The sequence below is a fragment of the Pseudarthrobacter sp. R1 genome (assembly GCF_024494415.1).
Classification (GTDB): Bacteria; Actinomycetota; Actinomycetes; order Actinomycetales; family Micrococcaceae; genus Arthrobacter.
Genome location: NZ_JAMKFI010000007.1, coordinates 296934 through 314133 on the forward strand (window position 1 = coordinate 296934; position 17200 = coordinate 314133).

Consider the following 17200-nt stretch of genomic DNA (forward strand, 5'->3'; position numbering starts at 1 on the left):
GCACTCGGACTAGCTACGGCAGCCGGCCCGGCCGCAGCAGCGAAGGCAGCCCGGCCTGCCCAGGATCCAACGGAACAGGGCTGACCAGTACCGCCGGGCCGCGGTGCAGGTTACCGCTGGTGAGTGCCCGGCAGCGGATGCCGCCCCTGCCCCTCATAGCGGCGTGGGCTCCCGGCGCCAACACCTCGTTCATCCAGGCGCACGGATGAGCGGGCCGCCCGCCGTGGAACTCCACTACGGAATCCCCGGACTCCAGCGCGAAGTCCTGGCGCAGCAGCGGAGCCAGGTGGGCCCCGCGCAGGATCACGTTCCGCCGGGTGGCCAAGGGATCAAACGGCCCGGTCTCCAGTTCCGCGGCCATGGCTTCGAGGGCCTCGACGGCGAACAGAGTCACCGCAGCATCCATGTGCGCCGCCTTGCCGAAAAAGCGGTCGCCCACAATGCCCTTCCCGGCTATCACCTCCGCCGTTTCGGCATCCGTAGTTGGCACGTCCGCTGCGCCGTCCTTAGCCCGGCCAAAATAGGCGTGCGCAGGCGAGACCAGCAGGTGCAGGATCTCGACGTCGTACCTATAGGTCTCGGTCATGCCGCCTAGGCACCAACGTAAGCCGCGAGGTGCTTACCGGTGAGGGTGGAGGCGGCAGCCACAAGGTCAGCGGGCGTACCCTCGAAAACGATCCGCCCGCCGTCGTGCCCGGCTCCCGGCCCGAGGTCGACGATCCAGTCGGCGTGCGCCATCACGGCCTGGTGGTGCTCGATGACAATCACGGACTTGCCCGAATCAACCAGCCGGTCCAGCAGGCCCAGCAGGTTCTCCACATCCGCCAGGTGCAGGCCGGTGGTGGGTTCATCCAGGACGTAGACGTCGCCCTTTTCGGCCATCTGGGTGGCGAGCTTGAGGCGCTGGCGCTCGCCGCCCGAGAGTGTGGTGAGCGGCTGGCCGAGGCTGAGGTAACCCAGGCCCACATCTTCGAGCCGCGCAAGGATGGCCCGCGCCGCCGGGGTCTTGGCCTCGCCCTCGGCGAAGAAGGCAGCTGCCTCCGTCACGGACATCGCCAGCACGTCCGCGATGTTCTGGCCTCCCAGCGTGTACTCCAGCACCGAAGCCTGGAAGCGGCGGCCCTCGCAGTCCTCACACGGTGACTCCACGGTGGCCATCACGCCCAGCTCGGTGAAGATGACACCGGCACCGTTGCAGGTGGGGCAGGCACCCTCCGAGTTCGAACTGAACAGCGCCGGCTTTACCCCATTGGCCTTCGCGAACGCCTTGCGGATGGGCTCCAGCAGGCCCGTGTAAGTGGCCGGGTTGCTGCGGCGGGACCCGCGGATGGCGCCCTGGTCGATCACCACCACACCCTCGCGCTTTGCGACGGAACCGTGGATGAGGGAGCTCTTGCCCGAGCCGGCCACCCCGGTGACCACCGTGAGGACACCGAGGGGGATGTCGACGTCGACACCCTGCAGGTTGTGCGTCGAGGCACCGCGGACTTCCATTGCGCCTGAGGCCTTCCGGACTGCAGCCTTCAGGGCCGCGCGGTCTTCCAGGTGCCGGCCGGTGATGGTGTCGCTGCTCCGCAGCCCCTCGACGGTGCCCTCAAAGCAGACGGTTCCGCCCTTGGTGCCGGCCCCGGGACCAAGATCGACGACGTGGTCGGCGATGGCAATCGTCTCAGGCTTGTGCTCCACCACGAGCACGGTGTTGCCCTTGTCCCGCAGCTGGAGCAGCAGCTGGTTCATCCGCTCGATATCGTGCGGGTGGAGCCCAATGGTGGGTTCATCGAAGACGTACGTGACGTCGGTGAGCGAGGACCCGAGGTGCCGGATCATCTTGGTGCGCTGGGCCTCGCCGCCGGACAGCGTGCCGGCCGGCCGGTCGAGGCTGAGGTAGCCCAGCCCGATGTCGGAGAACGAGTCGAGCAGGTGCTGGAGGCCTTTGAGCAGGGGAGCCACCGAGGGGTCCTTGAGGTCGCGCACCCACCCGGCGAGGTCGCTGATCTGCATTTGGCACAGCTCGGCGATGTTCTTGCCGTTGATCTTGGAGGACAGGGCCTGCCGGGTCAGCCGGGTCCCTTCGCAGTCCGGGCAGGTCTGGAAGGTGACGGCACGCTCCACGAAGCGGCGCACGTGCGGCTGCATCGCCTCGGGGTCCTTGGACAGCATCGACTTCTGGATTTTGGGGATGATGCCCTCGAAGGTCAGGTTGACACCCTCCACCTTGATCTTCGTGGGCTCGGCGTACAGCATCGTGTCCAGCTGCTTCTTGGTGAATTTGGCGATCGGCTTGTCCATTGGCAGGCCCATGCCTTCGAACAGCCGCCCGTACCAGCCGTCCATGGAGTAGCCCGGGACAATTAGCGCGCCCTCGTTGAGGGACTTTTCGTCGTCGTACAGGGCTGTGCGGTCAATATCGCTGACTGCACCCATGCCCTCGCAGCGCGGGCACATGCCGCCGAGGTAGACGGCCTGCTGGACCACGGCTTTTTCCACCCGGCCGTCACTCTTCTCCGTGGACATCACACCGCTGGCCTTGCGGGTGGGCACGTTGAAGGAGTAGGCCGTGGGCGGGCCGACGTAGGGGGTGCCGAGCCGGCTGAAGAGGATGCGCAGCATGGCGTTCGCGTCGGTGGCGGTGCCCACGGTGGAGCGCGGGTTCGCGCCCATCCGCTCCTGGTCCACGATGATCGCGGTGGTCAGGCCTTCCAGGAAGTCCACCTCGGGGCGGGCCAGTGAGGGCATAAAGCCCTGGACGAACGCGCTGTAGGTCTCGTTGATCATGCGCTGCGACTCCGCGGCGATGGTGGCGAAGACCAGGGAGCTCTTGCCGGAGCCGGACACACCCGTAAAGACTGTCAGCCGGCGCTTGGGCAGCTCAACGCTGACGTCCTTGAGGTTGTTTTCCCGCGCGCCCTGGACGCGGATCAGGTCGTGGGTGTCGGCGACGTGCAGCCCGTTCGCCCGGGGATCGGTGTTCGTGGCGGTACTGGTGTCCGTGCTCATCGGGTCTCCATCTGTTGGGTTCCAATCCTCCCAGCTCAGGGCTGCTGGTTGATGCGGACGGTGTTGCCTGCGGGGTCGCGGAAGGCGCAGTCGCGGATGCCGTAGGGCTGGTCGACGGGTTCCTGGACGACGTCGGCCCCGGTCGCCTCCACTCTGGCGAACGCGGCGTCCACGTCCGGAGCGGACAGGATGACGGTTGCGAAGGTGCCCTTCGCCATCATTTCCGCGATGGTGCGGCGTTCGTCGTCGGTGATGCCCGGGTCCACCGCCGGCGGGTGCAGGACGATGGAAACGTCGGGCTGGCCAGCCGGGCCCACCGTAATCCAGCGCATGGTCCCGCGGCCTACGTCGTTGCGGACCTCGAAGCCCAGGGCGTCGCGGTAGAACGCCAAAGAGGCGTCGGGATTGGTGTGCGGAAGGAAACTTGAGCTGATGGTGATGTCCATGGCAGTCATGCTAGTAGCGGCTCGGGCGCGGGCGCTTCTCGATTCCTGACCGGTCTGGTGACCTGTTTTGCCACGCACGCCGGGATGCCCGCCGTCGATGCCGCGGCTTCCTGTTTATAGACGCTTGGGGGCATCCCCACGAGCTCGGTGAAGCGCGTGCTGAAGGTGCCCAGGGAGGAACAGCCGACGGCGAAGCACACCTCCGTCACGGAAAGGTCACCGCGGCGCAGCAGGGCCATGGCCCGTTCGATGCGGCGGGTCATGAGGTAGCTGTAGGGCGATTCCTGGTAGGCGAGCCTGAACCTGCGGCTGAGGTGCCCGGCTGACATGTGGACGCCCCGGGCGAGGGATTCGACGTCCAGCGGTTGTGCATACTCCCGGTCGATGCGGTCCTTGACGCGGCGGAGATCCCGGAGCTCACGCAGGCGGGCGTCGGAGATGGGGCTGGTGGTCACCTTTCAGATGGTGCTACGCCCCGGCGGAGTTGTCCAGAGTTGCGGACCCGGCCGAAACAGCACAATGCCGGGCAGGGAACGCTTTCGCGGACCCTGCCCGGCACGGGCGCAAGCTGGCGCCCTGGTTAGGAAGCGGATTCCTGCGCCTGGAGTTCCTGCACGTCCCCGGTGAGGACGGTCAGCTCGACGCCGGCGGGCCGTTCCGCGGTGCTGCTGATGCGTACCGCGGAACCGGTATGGGCTGATTCGAGCACTGACTCCATGACCTCAAGGACATGGAAGGCCAGGGTGCCGCCCGCGCGGGGCTCGGCGCCTTCCGGGGTGGCGGCAAGGTCCGCGATGCCGAAGCCGCGTCCGGAGTCGACGTATCCCGCGGACGCCGGGAGGGTTTCCCAGCCGTCGGCGCCCAGGGAGAACAGCTGGACCTCGCCATCAAAGTGGTTCGGGTCCGGCACCACGAGCGATCCGCGTTCACCGTGGATCTCGATGTTCGGGGACTTGGACTTGACGGCGTCGAAGCTCATCAAAAGGGTGGAAAGCGCACCCGAGGCGTGGGTCAGGACGCCGGTGACGTGCGAGTCGATGGCAACGGGGACCTTTTCGCCCTGCCGGGGTCCGGAACCGATGGTTCGTTCATTGCGGGTGTGGCTCGCTGTGCCCATCACCGAGACGACCGGGCCCAGCAGGGTCACCAGGGCGGTGACGTAGTAGGGGCCCATGTCCAGGAGCGGGCCGCCGCCGGGCTGGTAGTAGAAGTCCGGATTCGGGTGCCAGCGCTCGTGGCCTGGTGTCACCATGGTGGCGGAGGCGGAAATGGGGGCGCCGATCAGCCCGTCGTCGATCGCCTTGCGGGCGGTCTGGATGCCGGTGCCAAGTACCGTGTCAGGCGCACAGCCAACGACGACGCCTGCCTGGCGCGCTGCGTCCAGCACCTCGCGTGCCTCGGCAGTTGTTGCGGCGAGGGGTTTCTCGCCGTATACGCTTTTGCCCGCGGCGACGGCCTTCAGTGCCACCTCGCCGTGCGCGGCCGGGATGGTGAGGTTCAGGACCAACTCGATGTCGTCCGCCGCCAGGAGCTCGTCCACCGAGACGGCGCGGACGCCGTCGTATTGCTCCGCCACCGCCTGGGCCCGCGCCGGGTCCAGGTCCGCTACCGCTACAAGCTCGATGTCCTCAAGCTTCCGGAAACTGGCCAGGTACTGCGCGATGATGGCTCCGCAGCCGACAATTCCTACTTTCAACGGCTTGCCCACAGCAGGCCCCTTTCGATGATGGTGCGGACGTTGGTGTCCTGGAGGATTTCGACCCGGTGGCCGGGGGTGGCGACGAAGATGCGGCCCTTGCCCCATTGGCGGGTCCAGATGGCGGGGGAGGTGACTTCGCGGTTCCATGGGTCCCATTCCCGGACCTTTTGGGTGGTGGTGGCGAGGACGTCGATGTAGTCGTCGGAGAGGACCCAGTACTGTTCGGTGACCAGGTCGAAGTCCTTGATGCCGTGGGTGATGGGGTGTTCCGCGGCTGCGGGCAGCATGTTCACGGTGTAGGGCACGTAGTTGTCCGACTGCTCGCCGATGCACTCGTCCGGGTGCTTGCCGGGGTGGCAGGCGAACTGGCCGCCGATCAGGTGGAGGTAGTCGGAGTTGTTGCGGTAGGAATCGGCGATCCCGCCGTGCCAGCCGGCCAGGCCGGTGCCGTTTTCCACCGCCGTCCGCAGCCCGGCGAACTCGTCCTTTTCGATGGTGGTCATGGTCATGCACTGCATGATCAGGTCCACGCCTGCCATGTAATCGGCATCGGCGTACACCTTGGGGGACTCCTCGACGCGGACGTCGTAGCCGTTGTCCTTGAGGTAGGGAATGAACAGTTCGGTGGCCTCGTACGGCTGGTGGCCGTCCCAGCCGCCGCGGACCACCAGGGCATTCTTGCGATCTGTCATTAAGGAGTTCCTTTGTTTATCCACCGGCACGCTGAGGGCCGGCGGGAGGATTGGGTCAGCGGCTGGCGAACGCGGCGTCGAAAGCCGCTGCGGGCGGGGCAATCCGGGCGAGCTCCTGGACCATGGCCAGCGCCTGGGGTGCACCGATGAGCCTGTCCATTCCGGCGTCCTCCCATTCGATGCTGGTGGGGCCGTCGTAGCCGATGGCGTTCAAGGTCCTGAAGATCCGGTTCCACTGCACGTCGCCGTGGCCTGCCGTGACGAAGTCCCAGCCGCGGCGGGGATCCGCCCACGCGAGGTGTGAGCCCAGCCGTCCGTTGCGGCCATCGAGCTGGCGGACGGATTCCTTCACGTGGACGTGGAGGATGTGTTCGGCGAAGTCCTGCAGGAACATCACGGGGTCCAGGTCCTGCCAGATGAAGTGGGAGGGGTCGAAGTTCAGCCCGAAGCTCCTGCGGTGCCCGATGGCTTCCAGGGTGCGTTTGGTGGTCCAGTAGTCGTAGGCGATTTCGGAGGGGTGGACCTCCAAGGCGAACCGGACATCCTGTTCCTCGAAGACGTCAAGGATGGGGTTCCAGCGGTCCGCGAAGTCCCGGTAGCCGGCGTCGATCATTGACTCGGGGGCGGGCGGGAACATGGCGACGGCCTTCCAGATGGACGACCCGGTGAACCCCGTGACGGTCTTGACGCCGAGGCGGGCAGCGGCCCGTGCCGTGTCCTTCATCGACTCGGCGGCCCGGGCGCGGACTCCCTCCGGATCGCCGTTGCCCCAGATTTCCGCGGACAGGATGCCCTGGTGGCGTTCATCGATGGGATCGTCGCACACGGCCTGGCCGGTGAGGTGGTTGGCGATGGCGAAGACCTGGAGGTTGTTCTTTTCCAGGATGTCCAGCCGGCCCTGGAGGTAGTTGTCGTCCTCCGCAGCCCGGCGCGGGTCCAGGTGGTCGCCCCAGCAGGCGATTTCCAGCCCGTCGAAGCCCCACTCGCCGGCGAGCCGGGCCACCTCCTCGAACGGCAAGTCGGCCCACTGGCCGGTAAAAAGCGTGATGGGTCGTGTCATAGGTGTTCCTTCTCCTGTATTCACGGTCCTAAACGTTTTGCCACTGGCTGGAGTTGGCGGCGCTGGACTCCACGGCTGCCAGGACGCGCTGGACCTGCAGGGCATCGGCGAAGGACGGTTCCGGCTGCCGGCCTTCTCCGATGGCCGTGACGAGGTCCACCACCTGGTGGGTGAAGCCGTGTTCGTACCCCAGCCCGTGGCCCGTGGGCCACCAGTTCCCCACGTACGGGTGCTCGGGTTCAGTGACGAAGATCTTGCGGAAGCCGGCGTCGTGGGATTCGGCTGCGTCATAGAAGGACAGGACGTTCATGTCCTCGAAGTCGAAGGACAGCGACCCCTTGCTTCCGTTGACCTCCAGGCGCATGGCGTTCTTACGGCCCAGCGCGTAGCGGGTTGCCTCGAAAACGCCCACCGCGCCCGCGGAGGCTGCACCGCCGTCGAACTTTGAGTCTTCAAAGCGGGCACTGAAGATGGCAGCATCGTCCACTGTGACGCTGCCGCGGGGAGTGTCGCTGCTGAGGTCGCCGTGCCCGCCCAGGCCCACGAGGTCTCCGGCGAGAGGACGCTCCGGGACGAACGTTTCGAGCAGTGCCGAGACTCCGGCGATGTTCTGCCCGGTTACCCATTGGGCGGCATCGATGCTGTGCGCTCCGATATCGCCCAGGGAGCCGGACCCGGACTTGCTCTTGTCCAGCCGCCAGGTCATGGGGGCATTCCCGTCCGAGAGCCAGTCCTGCAGATATTGTGCGCGGACGTGCCGGATGTCGCCGAGCCGGCCCTGTTCCACAAAGCGTTTGGCCAGTGCCAGGGCGGGGGTGCGCCGGTAGCTGAAGCCGCACATCGAGGCTATGCCCTGCTTGGCGGCGGTTTCCGCCGCAAGGGCCATCCTCTCTGCTTCCTCCACGGAATTGGCCAGCGGCTTTTCGCACAGCACATGCTTGCCGGCCTCCAGGGCGGCGATGGCAATTTCGGCGTGGGTATCGCCCGGCGTGCAGATATCGATCAGGTCGATGTCGTCCCGTTCGACCAGGCACCGCCAGTCTGTCTCCACCGACTCCCAGCCGAGCTTGTCCGCGGCGGCCCGGACGCCGTCGGCATTCCTTCCGGCCACCGCGGCCAGCTGGGGCTGAAGCGGCAGATCAAAGAACCGCGGTGCGGTGCGCCAGGCGTGGGAGTGGGCCGCACCCATAAAGGCATACCCCACCATGCCCACGCGCAGGGGTTTGGATCCGGTCATGAAAGTTCCTTTCTACTTGCTGAAGCCAGCGGTGAGGCCGGCCAGCAGCTGGCGGCGCGCGACGACGTAAATCACCAGAAGGGGGAGCGTGGCCAGGACCACGGAGGCCAGGATGGCGGGGATGTTGACGCTGAACTCTCCCTGGAAAGTCCAGAGCGACAGCGGCAGGACCCTGGTGGCGGGGCTTTGCGTCAGGATCAGCGGGAAGAGGAAGCCGTTCCAGACATGCAGGGCGTTATAGATACCCACAGTGATGACGGCCGGTTTGGTCATGGGGAGGACGAGCCGCCACATCATGGCCCAGTCCGAGCAGCCATCCAGCCGCATCGATTCGAACAACTCGTTCGGGACATCGCGCATGAAGTTGGACAGGATGAGCACGCTGACCGGGATGGCAAACGCCACGGACGGCAGGATCAGGGCGAGCAGGGTGTCATACAGGTGCGCCCGGGTGATCATCCAGTAGATGGGGATGATGGTGGCGTGGAGCGGGATGGCCAGGCCGAGTAGGAACAGGTTGTTCGTCATGGACAGGAACCGGCCCCTGCCGCGGACGATTGCGTAGGCGGCCATAAAGGACACCAGCAGGGCCGGAAGCACCGTGCCAAGCGTGACGATCAGGCTGTTGGTGAAGTAGCGGACAAAATTGTTCTCCAGTACCAGCTTGTAGTTGTCCAGCGTCGGCTCCGTTGACGGAAGCATCGGGTTGGACGTAAAAAAGCCTGCCTGGTTCTTGAAGCTGGTAATCACCACGTAGTAGATCGGGACGATGATGATCGCGAGCCAGAGCCAACCTCCCAGGCCGCCCAAAAGGTTCGGACGCAGCCGTCCCGGCCCCTTGGTGCGGGTGACAGGTGCTGCTGCGACGCGGCTGGCGGCCGGGGAAGGCGGAACCGGGAGTTGTGTTGTGGACGCCATCAGGCACCTTCCAATTGGCTTGCATTACGGTTTTTGCCGCCCAGGCGCTGCAGCAACAAAGCCAGTCCGAGGCCGATGACAACGAGCATCACGCCCAGGGCGCTCGCGGCTCCCATGTCGTTGGCCTTGAACCCCGTCAGGTACATATGCAGCGGGAGCAGCCGGGTGCTGTAACCGGGGCCTCCGCCGGTAAGCACAAAGATGAGGTCGAAGTACGCCAGGCTTCCTACCACCATCAGGGTGGACGACGTGATGATCGTGTACTTCAGCTGGGGCAGCGTGATGCTCCAGAACTGCCGGAACCGTCCGGCGCCGTCGATTTCTGCTGCCTCATAGAGCGACGCCGGGATCTGCCTCACGCCGCCCTGGTAAATCAGCGTGTGGAAGGGGACAAACTGCCAGGCGATGACGAAGACCACCACGAACAGCACCAGGTCCGAATTCCCGAGCCAGTCCTGGGCCAGGGCAGGAAGCCCGAACCCCGGGCCCAGGCCGAAGTTCGGATCCAGCAGGGCCTTGAAGGCGATGGCAACTGCGGCGGAGGAGAGCAGCAGGGGCAGGAAGTAGAGTACGGCCAGGGCGGCACGGTATTTTTGGGCGCCCGCCGTGAAGACGCCCAGGAGCAGGCTGACCGGCGCCTGGACGATGAACGAGAAGAACATGATCTTGGCCGTCACTACCAAGGCGTTGCCTGTCACGGGATCGGTCAGGACCGTGGTCCAGCTGGACAGTCCGTCCAGTTTGATTTCGCCCAGGCCGTTCCAGCTGGTGAAGCTCAGGAAGACCACCCCGATGAGCGGGACCACCGCAAATACGAGGAAGAAGATCAGCGCCGGAGCGGCCAGCCACCCCGAGGGGCCCGCGTCGCGGACCCCTCGGCCAGCAGTAACTGGAGATGCCACGGTTCCTACTTCCCCACCGTGGCGTTCATCATGGTGATGAACTGTTCCGGGGTGATCTTCTTCAGGAAGATCTGGTCCAGGTTGGAGAGCATCGCATCACCCTGCGCCGGGCTCAGTGCCTGGTCCCAGGAGAGCGTGAAGCTGGGGGCGTTCTTGGCCAGCCCGTAGACGAACGTCAGGAAATCCTTGTCCGGCGAGGCTTCGAGTTTGCTTTCGATGCCTTGGACAACCGGCACCGCGCCGGAGTTGATCAGGGCATCGGTGTTGGCATCGGTGAACATCCCGTCCTTGACGTAGTCCAGGGCGGCCTTCTTCTGGGCGTCCGTAGCTTTGGCGGAGATGGACCAAAAGTTGGACGGGTTGCCCACAACGTTCGCGGGATCACCCTTGCCGCCGGACACCGTGGGGAACGTGGTGTAGCCCAGTTTGCCGCTCTTGACGAAGTCCGCAGCATCCTTCTTCATGCCCTGGTAGATCCAGCCGCCCTGCAGGATCATGGCTGACTTGCCCGTGTACATGAGAGCCTGGTCAGCGTTGCTGTCCGCTGCAATGGATGAGAAGCCGTTGATGAATCCGCCGGCGTCAACAAGCTCCTGGATCTTGGTCAGTGCCTCTTTTACTGCCGGGTCTGACCAGGCGCCGGGCTTATTGGCCGCAATGTTGGCGAAGACCTCCGGTCCGCCGATGCGCTCCACAAGGTACTCAAGCCACATCAGGTCCGGCCACTTTGACTGCCCGCCGAGCGAGAACGGGGCGATGCCGACGTCCTTGAATTTCGGCACGAGGGCCATCAGTTCGTCCCAGGTCTTGGGAGGCTGCGCGCCCGCCTTGTCGAAGGCTTCCTTGTTGTAATAGAGGACCACCGGCTGCACGTTGTTGTTCGGCAGGGCGTAGGTTTTGCCGTCCACCTCGCCGTTCTTCAATACAGAGGGAAGGTAGCGGTCCTTGACCTCCGGGTTGTCCTTCAGGAAACCGGACAGGTCGTCCACCTGACCGGCGTCCACGTACGACTTCAGTACGCCGCCGCCCCAGCCGTAGATGAAGGTGGGGCCTTCGCCGGCACCGACGGCGGTGCGGACCTTGGTTTTGTAAGCATCGTTGGCGAAGAAGTCGAGCTTGATCGACTTGTCCGGATTTGCCTGGTTCCAGTCGTCCACGGACTTCTGCAGGACCGGCTGATTGCCGCCGGTAAGGCCCCACATGGTGGCCGCGTCACTGCTCACGTTTGAACCGGCAGGACCTGCAGAACCGCAGGCGGCCAGGCTGATTGCCACTCCCGCAGCGGAAATTGCCATGGCTGCCGAGCGCAACTTTCGAATGTTCATTTCGCTTCCGTTCATCCTCCGGGCTCAACGCTGGGTCCCGGTAACGTGTAACGCGGGCATGCACTTCGGCTTCGAAGCAGATGCCCGCATCAATTCGGTTCTGGGCCGCACTGGCAAAGTTCGAAACTTTTCGAAAAGCTTGCGACCGGTGAAGCAAATCTAACGGTGAGGCGCATCACAGTCAAGGGGTCATTCTTGCGATATTGGTGTTGAAACTACTGGACCGTTGACGCCGGTGCTCTGTTAGATGCAGTATTGGACCTATCGAAACATTTCGAAAGACAGGACTGACCCTTGGCTACAAATGTGCGGCCGGAAAAAACCACCCTGGCAGCTGTTGCCCTGCAGGCCGGGGTTTCAACGCCCACGGTTTCCAAAGTGGTGAACGGCCGGGAGGACGTGGCGCCTGAAACCCGCGCCAGGGTCCTTGCCGCGCTTGAACAGGCCGGGTACCAGTCGCCCCTGCAGCGCCGCACCGCAACGAAGACCAGCACTGTCGTGGAGGTGGTGGTGGACGTGCTCACCGCCGCCTACACCGTTGAAGTTCTTGACGGCATTTTGCAGTTCGCCGCGAAAGCAGGCGTTGAAGTCCTCATCAGCGCCACCGGGCCGGCCGCATCGGGCATGGCTTCCACCGCGCAAAGCCCTGAGCGGCGTGCCCAGCGGATGGTGGACGAGGGCAGGGCGGGAATGATTGTGGTGACATCAGCCTTCGGCGAGGCGCAACTGCAGGCGTTCCGGCGCCGCAAGCTGCCCGTCGTCGTGATCGACCCGCTCAACCCGCCCCCGGCGGACGTGGTCAGCGTCGGTGCCACCAACTGGGCAGGCGGCAAGTCCGCAACCGAACACCTGCTGGAACTCGGGCACCGGCGCATCGCCTACATCGGCGGCATCGAACAGGCTGAATGCAACCAGGCGCGGCTGCACGGCTATATGGCCGCCCTGACGGCACACGGCGTCCCGGTGGATCCCCAGTACATCGTTTCCGGCGGCAGGTTCCGCCGCGACAGCGGAACCGCGGGGCTGCAGGCCCTGCTCAAACTTGACCAGCGGCCAACGGCCATCTTTGCCGCGAGCGACAGCATCGCGCTGGGTGTCCTGGGCGAAGCAGCCCGCCAGGGAGTCAGGATCCCCGAGCAGCTGAGCCTCATTGGGTTCGACGGCACAATCCAGGGCGAGGAGTCGGTCCCGGCCCTCACCTCAGTGTCCCAGCCGCTCGAGGAAATGGGCCGGACCGCATTGCGGTCATTGCTCCGCCAGGCCCGCGGCGAGGTCCTGGATTCCCGCCGCGTTGAGCTGGCCACGCAGGTGATCGTCCGCGACTCCACCGCACCGCCCGCGGCTTGAGCCCGGCCTTTCGAAAGGAACATCGATGTCATCCACAACCAGTCCCAACGGTGAGCTGACCGTCCTTCGAGCGGGGGACTACGAGGCAACTGTTGCGAGCGTGGGGGCGGGGCTGGTGACCTTGTCCTTCCGGGGAACGGACCTTGTCCTGCCGTTCCCGCCGGAGGAACTTCCCCCGGCCTATGCCGGAAAGGTCCTCATGCCCTGGCCGAACCGGGTGGCCGGCGGCGCCTACAGCTTTGGCGGGCAGCGTTTTGAACTGCCGGTGAACGAGGCGGGCACCGGCAGCGCGTTGCACGGGCTCGCGCTGTGGAACGCCTGGCAGGTTGAGCGGCGCTCGGACGCCGAGGTAGTGCTGACGCACCTGCTGCACGGCGAACCCGGGTACCCCTTCCAGCTCGCGCTGACGGCCCGTTACGCCTTGGACGGGGAGAGCGGCTTGTCCATTGAGCTCGGCGCCAGGAACCAGGGAGCCGCCTCCGCCCCTTATGGCTGCGGCTCGCACCCCTACATCACCATAGGCGGAGAGGACATCTCCACGTGTGAGCTGACCTTCCGCGCGGGCAAGGTTCTGATGACGGATGAAAAACTCCAGCCCACCGAGCTCCGGGACATCGCGGGCACGGAGTTCGATTTCTCCCAGGCCCGCCTACTGGCTGCGCAGCAACTCGACCACGCCTTCACTGCCCTCCCCGACGGGACATGGGACGTCACGCTCCGGCACCCTGCCCTGCAGCTCTCGGCGGTAGTGGAATCAACGGGTACGGATGCGCCCTGGCTGCAGCTCTACTCAGGGGAGCTGCGGGGCCGGAAAGGGCTCGCTGTTGAGCCCATGACCTGCCCGCCCGATGCCTTCAATTCCGGCCAGGACCTGGTTGTCCTGGCGCCGGGACAGTCACACTCGCTAGCCTGCAGGATCCACGCTGTGCAGGGCTGAAGGCGGCAGCCGCAGAGGTGGAGTTAACCGCCCCTTTCGGCAGGTATGATTATCCCGCCGACCAACAAACGAGGTCCTCGCCCTCCCGGGCTCGAGTCAACGGTTTGTCCGGCACAACCAACCTTCAAAACCCTCATCACCCCTGCCCGGCTACGGCCGGCAGACATCCCTGAAAGGACACCATGGAACTGCTGTGGGAAATCGCCGGCTGGGCCGGCGCGGCTGCGATCCTCAGCGCCTACCTCGCCGTCTCCATGGGCTGGCTGAAGGCCGGCAAAGGTTTCCAGACTGCAAACCTGTTCGGCGCCGTCGCCTTCATCATCAACGGCACTGTCCACGAGGCCTGGCCTTCTGTGGTGACCAACGTGGCCTGGTTCCTGATCTCCGCCGTCGCCCTTTTCCGCATGCGCTCAGCGGCTCCCCAGCCAGTGGTGCCGGCTGAGGAGCCGCAGGTTCAATTCCCCGGCGTCCCGGACACCACCGGCCAGCTTGCCGTTGTGGAGGTCCTTACCGGTTCCGTTTATAGTGACGCAGACGTGCACCGGGCGCCCACGGACTGCGCGACGGTGGTCAGGCCGGCTGGGGTGCCCTGCTGACCACGGCGTCATTTGCCTGAGTGTTACGCAGCTGTGCCTGGCGGCCCAGCCAGCGTGCGCTCTCCTTGGGTGTCCGTTCCTGGGTCTCCCGGTTCACCGCGATGAGGCCGAACTTTGGTCCGTAGCCGAACACCCACTCGTAGTTGTCCAGGGCTGTCCACGCGATGTAGCCGCGGACGTCGATGCCGTCCGCCAGGCAGGACGCCACGCAATCTACGGCGACGCGGAGGTACTCCACCCGCTGCGTGTCGTCCTCGGTGGCCAGGCCGTTTTCGGTGACGATCACCGGGATGCCGGCAATGCGGTGCGCTTCCCGGATGGTCACTTCGAGGGCCTGGGGGTAGATTTCCTCGCCCATCTGGTTCGTTGCGACGCCGTCCGGGGCCGGCGCATGCCCGTCCGGGCCATAGACTGTCCGGCCGTAGGTCTGGATCCCCACAAAGTCATCACCGCGGGATGCCTCCAGGAAGCGTTCGTTGACGCCGCGGCGGACCTGGTCAGCAAGTTCCGCCCCGCCGTCGATGGACTGGATGTCCGAGTTGGCAAGGGTCCAGCCGACCAGCAAGTCCGGCCGGTGCGCCTTGATGGCTGCGGTGCCGGCGCGGTGCGCCGCCAGCTTGACGTTGAAGCCGGCGTCCGTGGAGCAGAACTGGAACGGCGCCACCGTGCTGGCCTCCACCCCCAGCCGTTCGGCGGCTGCAGCCCACACGGGTACGGAGCCGCGGTTCTCCGGCGCCTCGCCGCCGATCCCAAAGGACTCCAGCAGCCATGGCAGATTCGGTTCGTTGAGCGTGCAGGCCACACCGATGAGGTCGCCCAGGTGCGCCATCACCCGGTCGCAGTATCGAGCAAAGAGCTCCGCCGTCCGGGGGCCTTCCCAGCCGCCGAGGGCGAGTAGCCAGCGCGGGGACGTGAAGTGGTGGAACGTGACCACAGGCGTGAGGCCGTGCTCATGGCACGCCTCCAGCATCCGGCGGTAATGGTTGAGTTCGGCTTGCGAGAAGAGCCCCTCCTCCGGCTCGATACGCGCCCACTCGATCGAAAAGCGGTAGCTGGTGAAACCCAGGCCCGCGATCAGGGCGATGTCCTCGCGGTAGCGGTGGTAGTGGTCCACGGCATCACCTGACGGTTCTGAGAACATGCTGCCCGGGAGGTGCTCGAGGAACCAGGTGTCGCTGTTGACGTTGCTCCCCTCCACCTGGTGGCCTGCGCTCGCGACGCCCCAGAGGAAGTCCTGCGGGAATGCTGATGCGGTGGTCATGTGGTTCCTTTCGGTTCAGCGCCGGCAAACGGCGCACGGGGCCTCTCTGCCCTGGCTTTCCATCCTTGCCCGCCGCGTGACCGGGGCCACAATACTTTTTCAATGAATGACATTCTCGTGTGAGTGCCCAGCGCTACCGGCTGATGCTTGGAAGGAGCCGGCCAGCAGCCAGCCCCCACAATCGTTCTCCTCCGTTGTCACATCAGAATGCAAAGGCGCACCATATGAAACTTCTGCACTCCACCGCCCGTGCGGGCTCCGCCGTTCTGGCCGGGGCGCTCCTGCTGGGATCGCTTACCGCCTGCGGCGGCGGTTCCGGCCAGGCCGCCGCCAAAGTGGATACCAGCACCCTGACACTCGCCATTGACAGCGACTCGGCATCCTTCGGCTTTGACCCGCTGCGCGTCTCAGCTGCGCAGCGCCAGTTCTTCGAGGGCCTCTACGAAAGCCTGATGACGCTTCAGCCGGACGGCTCGGCAGGCCCGGGCCTGGCCAAGGAGTTCAGCTACAACGCGGACAACACCGTCCTGACGCTGACACTCAAGGACGGCGTCACCTTTACGGACGGGTCCACGCTCGACGCCGAACTGGTCAAGCAAAACCTGGACCGCCGCTCCGATCCCGCCCTCAGCGCCTACTCCGCCGTCACCAAGGGCGGCGCACAGGAAATCACCTCCGTCGACGTGGTCAGCCCCACCCAGGTGGCCCTGACCTTCGCCAAGCCGCAGCCCGGCTTCGAAAAGAACCTGGCCTCCACCACCGGCATGATCGTCGGCAAGAACGGCGTCACGGACAGCGCGAGCCTCGCTGCCACCCCGGCGGGCTCTGGTCCCTACACCCTGGATCCTTCCACCGTGAAGGGCAACAAGTACGTCCTGGTGAAGAACGAAAAGAGCCCGGAGGCCGCAAAGTTCGCCTTCGACAAAGTCATTTTCAGCGTGGTCCAGGACCCCCAGGCCCGGGCAAACGCGCTGGTGTCCGGCCAGGCTGACGTGGCCATGCTGACCTCTTCCACCGTTGACTTCGCCAAGTCCAAGGGTGTGGGCGTGTCCCAGATCGGCGGCACCGTCAACACCATGATTTCCTTCGACAAGATCGGCAAGACCGCCCCTGCGTTCGCTGAAGAGAAGGCCCGGCAGGCCATCCAGTACGCCATCAACCGCCAGGCCCTGGTGGACGCACTGCACAAGGGAGACATCCCCGCCTGGAACGCGCTGCCCAAGGACTCCGCAGGCTTCACCAAGGACCTTGAGACCAGGTTCGCCTACAACCCGGACAAGGCCAAGAGCCTGCTGGCTGAAGCGGGCTACCCCAACGGTTTCGAGTTCACCATCATCGCCAGCGCCCAAACCCAGACGGACCTGCAGGCAGTCCAGAAGGACCTCGCCGCCGTCGGCATCACCATGAACGTCAAGATGTCCTCCTCCACGGATGAAGCCTTCGCCGCCGTCGCCACCACCCCCCTCGGCTACGCACCCCTGAACTGGGACAACCCCGTCGGTGTGATGTACGGGGCAATCCTCAACGGCTTCACCAACGTGCAGAAGGCCACCGACGAGCAGCTCAGCGCCGCCACCGGCGAGCTGGCCGCCGCCAAGGACGACGCCGCCGTCAAGGCAGCAGCCACCAAGCTGAACACCCGCCTAATGGAATCCGGCTGGATGATCCCGCTGTACGAGGCACTCACCAACCAGGGCTACAACACCAAGAAGGTGGCCCCGGTGGAGTTCGCCGGCACCAACGCCTACCCGCTCCTCTCGTCCTACAAGCCGGCCAGCTAATT

16 protein-coding genes are annotated in these 17200 nt (G+C 65.4%); 4 read left to right on the plus strand and 12 right to left on the minus strand.

Annotated elements, in window-relative coordinates; all coding sequences use genetic code 11:
* Positions 1-13 precede the first annotated feature (13 nt).
* From M8J71_RS09205 to M8J71_RS09255, 11 genes are all read right to left on the minus strand, one after another.
* The gene (locus M8J71_RS09205) at positions 14-586 is read right to left on the minus strand and encodes an MOSC domain-containing protein (RefSeq protein ID WP_256247603.1); all 573 of its coding nucleotides are present in this window, start codon (positions 584-586) and stop codon (positions 14-16) included.
* A gap of 5 nt (positions 587-591) precedes the next feature.
* On the minus strand, positions 592-2997 hold the full coding sequence (locus tag M8J71_RS09210; protein ID WP_256247604.1) for an ATP-binding cassette domain-containing protein: 2406 nt from the start codon (positions 2995-2997) through the stop codon (positions 592-594).
* 35 nt (positions 2998-3032) lie between these two features.
* Positions 3033-3452, minus strand: coding sequence for a VOC family protein (locus tag M8J71_RS09215; protein WP_256247605.1), 420 nt, complete (start codon positions 3450-3452; stop codon positions 3033-3035).
* Positions 3449-3898 (minus strand): helix-turn-helix transcriptional regulator, encoded by a 450-nt coding sequence (locus M8J71_RS09220; RefSeq protein WP_256247606.1) that lies wholly within the window; start codon positions 3896-3898, stop codon positions 3449-3451. Before M8J71_RS09220 ends, M8J71_RS09215 begins: the two co-directional genes overlap by 4 nt.
* 125 nt (positions 3899-4023) lie before the next feature.
* Positions 4024-5151 carry a Gfo/Idh/MocA family protein gene (locus M8J71_RS09225; RefSeq protein WP_256247607.1) on the minus strand — a complete coding sequence of 376 codons (1128 nt, stop codon included), beginning with the start codon at positions 5149-5151 and terminating at the stop codon, positions 4024-4026.
* Entirely contained in the window at positions 5136-5834 is a 699-nt protein-coding gene (locus M8J71_RS09230) for a ThuA domain-containing protein (protein ID WP_256247608.1), read from the minus strand. Before M8J71_RS09230 ends, M8J71_RS09225 begins: the two co-directional genes overlap by 16 nt.
* Before the next feature lie 55 nt (positions 5835-5889).
* Positions 5890-6894, minus strand: a complete 1005-nt coding sequence (locus tag M8J71_RS09235) for a sugar phosphate isomerase/epimerase family protein (RefSeq protein ID WP_256247609.1) — start codon at positions 6892-6894, stop codon at positions 5890-5892.
* A 28-nt stretch (positions 6895-6922) separates the two neighbouring features.
* Entirely contained in the window at positions 6923-8131 is a 1209-nt protein-coding gene (locus tag M8J71_RS09240; RefSeq protein ID WP_256247610.1) for a Gfo/Idh/MocA family protein, read from the minus strand.
* Between the two features lie 12 nt (positions 8132-8143).
* A complete protein-coding gene (locus M8J71_RS09245) occupies positions 8144-9049 on the minus strand; it encodes a carbohydrate ABC transporter permease (RefSeq protein WP_256247611.1) in 906 nt (301 codons plus the stop codon).
* Positions 9049-9951, minus strand: coding sequence for a carbohydrate ABC transporter permease (locus M8J71_RS09250; RefSeq protein ID WP_142058499.1), 903 nt, complete (start codon positions 9949-9951; stop codon positions 9049-9051). Before M8J71_RS09250 ends, M8J71_RS09245 begins: the two co-directional genes overlap by 1 nt.
* Before the next feature lie 5 nt (positions 9952-9956).
* On the minus strand, positions 9957-11276 hold the full coding sequence (locus M8J71_RS09255; protein ID WP_256247612.1) for an extracellular solute-binding protein: 1320 nt from the start codon (positions 11274-11276) through the stop codon (positions 9957-9959).
* Positions 11277-11570: 294 nt separating this feature from the next.
* On the opposite strand from M8J71_RS09255, the gene M8J71_RS09260 reads away from it, so the two are divergent.
* The 3 genes from M8J71_RS09260 (at position 11571) to M8J71_RS09270 (ending at position 14156) form a co-directional block, all read left to right on the plus strand.
* Positions 11571-12623 carry a LacI family DNA-binding transcriptional regulator gene (locus M8J71_RS09260; RefSeq protein WP_256247613.1) on the plus strand — a complete coding sequence of 351 codons (1053 nt, stop codon included), beginning with the start codon at positions 11571-11573 and terminating at the stop codon, positions 12621-12623.
* 25 nt (positions 12624-12648) lie between these two features.
* Positions 12649-13560 carry an aldose-1-epimerase gene (locus M8J71_RS09265; protein WP_256247614.1) on the plus strand — a complete coding sequence of 304 codons (912 nt, stop codon included), beginning with the start codon at positions 12649-12651 and terminating at the stop codon, positions 13558-13560.
* Between the two features lie 182 nt (positions 13561-13742).
* Positions 13743-14156 (plus strand): CBU_0592 family membrane protein, encoded by a 414-nt coding sequence (locus tag M8J71_RS09270; RefSeq protein ID WP_256247615.1) that lies wholly within the window; start codon positions 13743-13745, stop codon positions 14154-14156.
* Here M8J71_RS09270 and M8J71_RS09275 read toward each other — a convergent pair.
* A complete protein-coding gene (locus M8J71_RS09275) occupies positions 14131-15417 on the minus strand; it encodes a glycoside hydrolase family 1 protein (RefSeq protein WP_256247616.1) in 1287 nt (428 codons plus the stop codon). The two genes, M8J71_RS09270 and M8J71_RS09275, sit on opposite strands and share 26 nt — an antisense overlap.
* Positions 15418-15641: 224 nt before the next feature.
* Between M8J71_RS09275 and M8J71_RS09280 the strand changes: the two genes are divergently transcribed.
* Positions 15642-17198, plus strand: coding sequence for an ABC transporter substrate-binding protein (locus M8J71_RS09280; RefSeq protein ID WP_256247617.1), 1557 nt, complete (start codon positions 15642-15644; stop codon positions 17196-17198).
* Positions 17199-17200 lie beyond the last annotated feature (2 nt).

What these genes read in the sequence shown, in the direction of transcription:
- M8J71_RS09215 (WP_256247605.1), bottom strand. Translation starts at nt 3,452, where the DNA reads ATGACTGCCATGGACATCACCATCAGCTCAAGTTTCCTTCCGCACACC.
- M8J71_RS09280 (WP_256247617.1), top strand. Translation starts at nt 15,642, where the DNA reads ATGAAACTTCTGCACTCCACCGCCCGTGCGGGCTCCGCCGTTCTGGCC.
- M8J71_RS09270 (WP_256247615.1), top strand. Translation starts at nt 13,743, where the DNA reads ATGGAACTGCTGTGGGAAATCGCCGGCTGGGCCGGCGCGGCTGCGATC.
- M8J71_RS09235 (WP_256247609.1), bottom strand. Translation starts at nt 6,894, where the DNA reads ATGACACGACCCATCACGCTTTTTACCGGCCAGTGGGCCGACTTGCCG.
- M8J71_RS09255 (WP_256247612.1), bottom strand. Translation starts at nt 11,276, where the DNA reads ATGAACATTCGAAAGTTGCGCTCGGCAGCCATGGCAATTTCCGCTGCG.
- M8J71_RS09230 (WP_256247608.1), bottom strand. Translation starts at nt 5,834, where the DNA reads ATGACAGATCGCAAGAATGCCCTGGTGGTCCGCGGCGGCTGGGACGGC.
- M8J71_RS09240 (WP_256247610.1), bottom strand. Translation starts at nt 8,131, where the DNA reads ATGACCGGATCCAAACCCCTGCGCGTGGGCATGGTGGGGTATGCCTTT.
- M8J71_RS09265 (WP_256247614.1), top strand. Translation starts at nt 12,649, where the DNA reads ATGTCATCCACAACCAGTCCCAACGGTGAGCTGACCGTCCTTCGAGCG.
- M8J71_RS09275 (WP_256247616.1), bottom strand. Translation starts at nt 15,417, where the DNA reads ATGACCACCGCATCAGCATTCCCGCAGGACTTCCTCTGGGGCGTCGCG.
- M8J71_RS09245 (WP_256247611.1), bottom strand. Translation starts at nt 9,049, where the DNA reads ATGGCGTCCACAACACAACTCCCGGTTCCGCCTTCCCCGGCCGCCAGC.
- M8J71_RS09210 (WP_256247604.1), bottom strand. Translation starts at nt 2,997, where the DNA reads ATGAGCACGGACACCAGTACCGCCACGAACACCGATCCCCGGGCGAAC.
- M8J71_RS09205 (WP_256247603.1), bottom strand. Translation starts at nt 586, where the DNA reads ATGACCGAGACCTATAGGTACGACGTCGAGATCCTGCACCTGCTGGTC.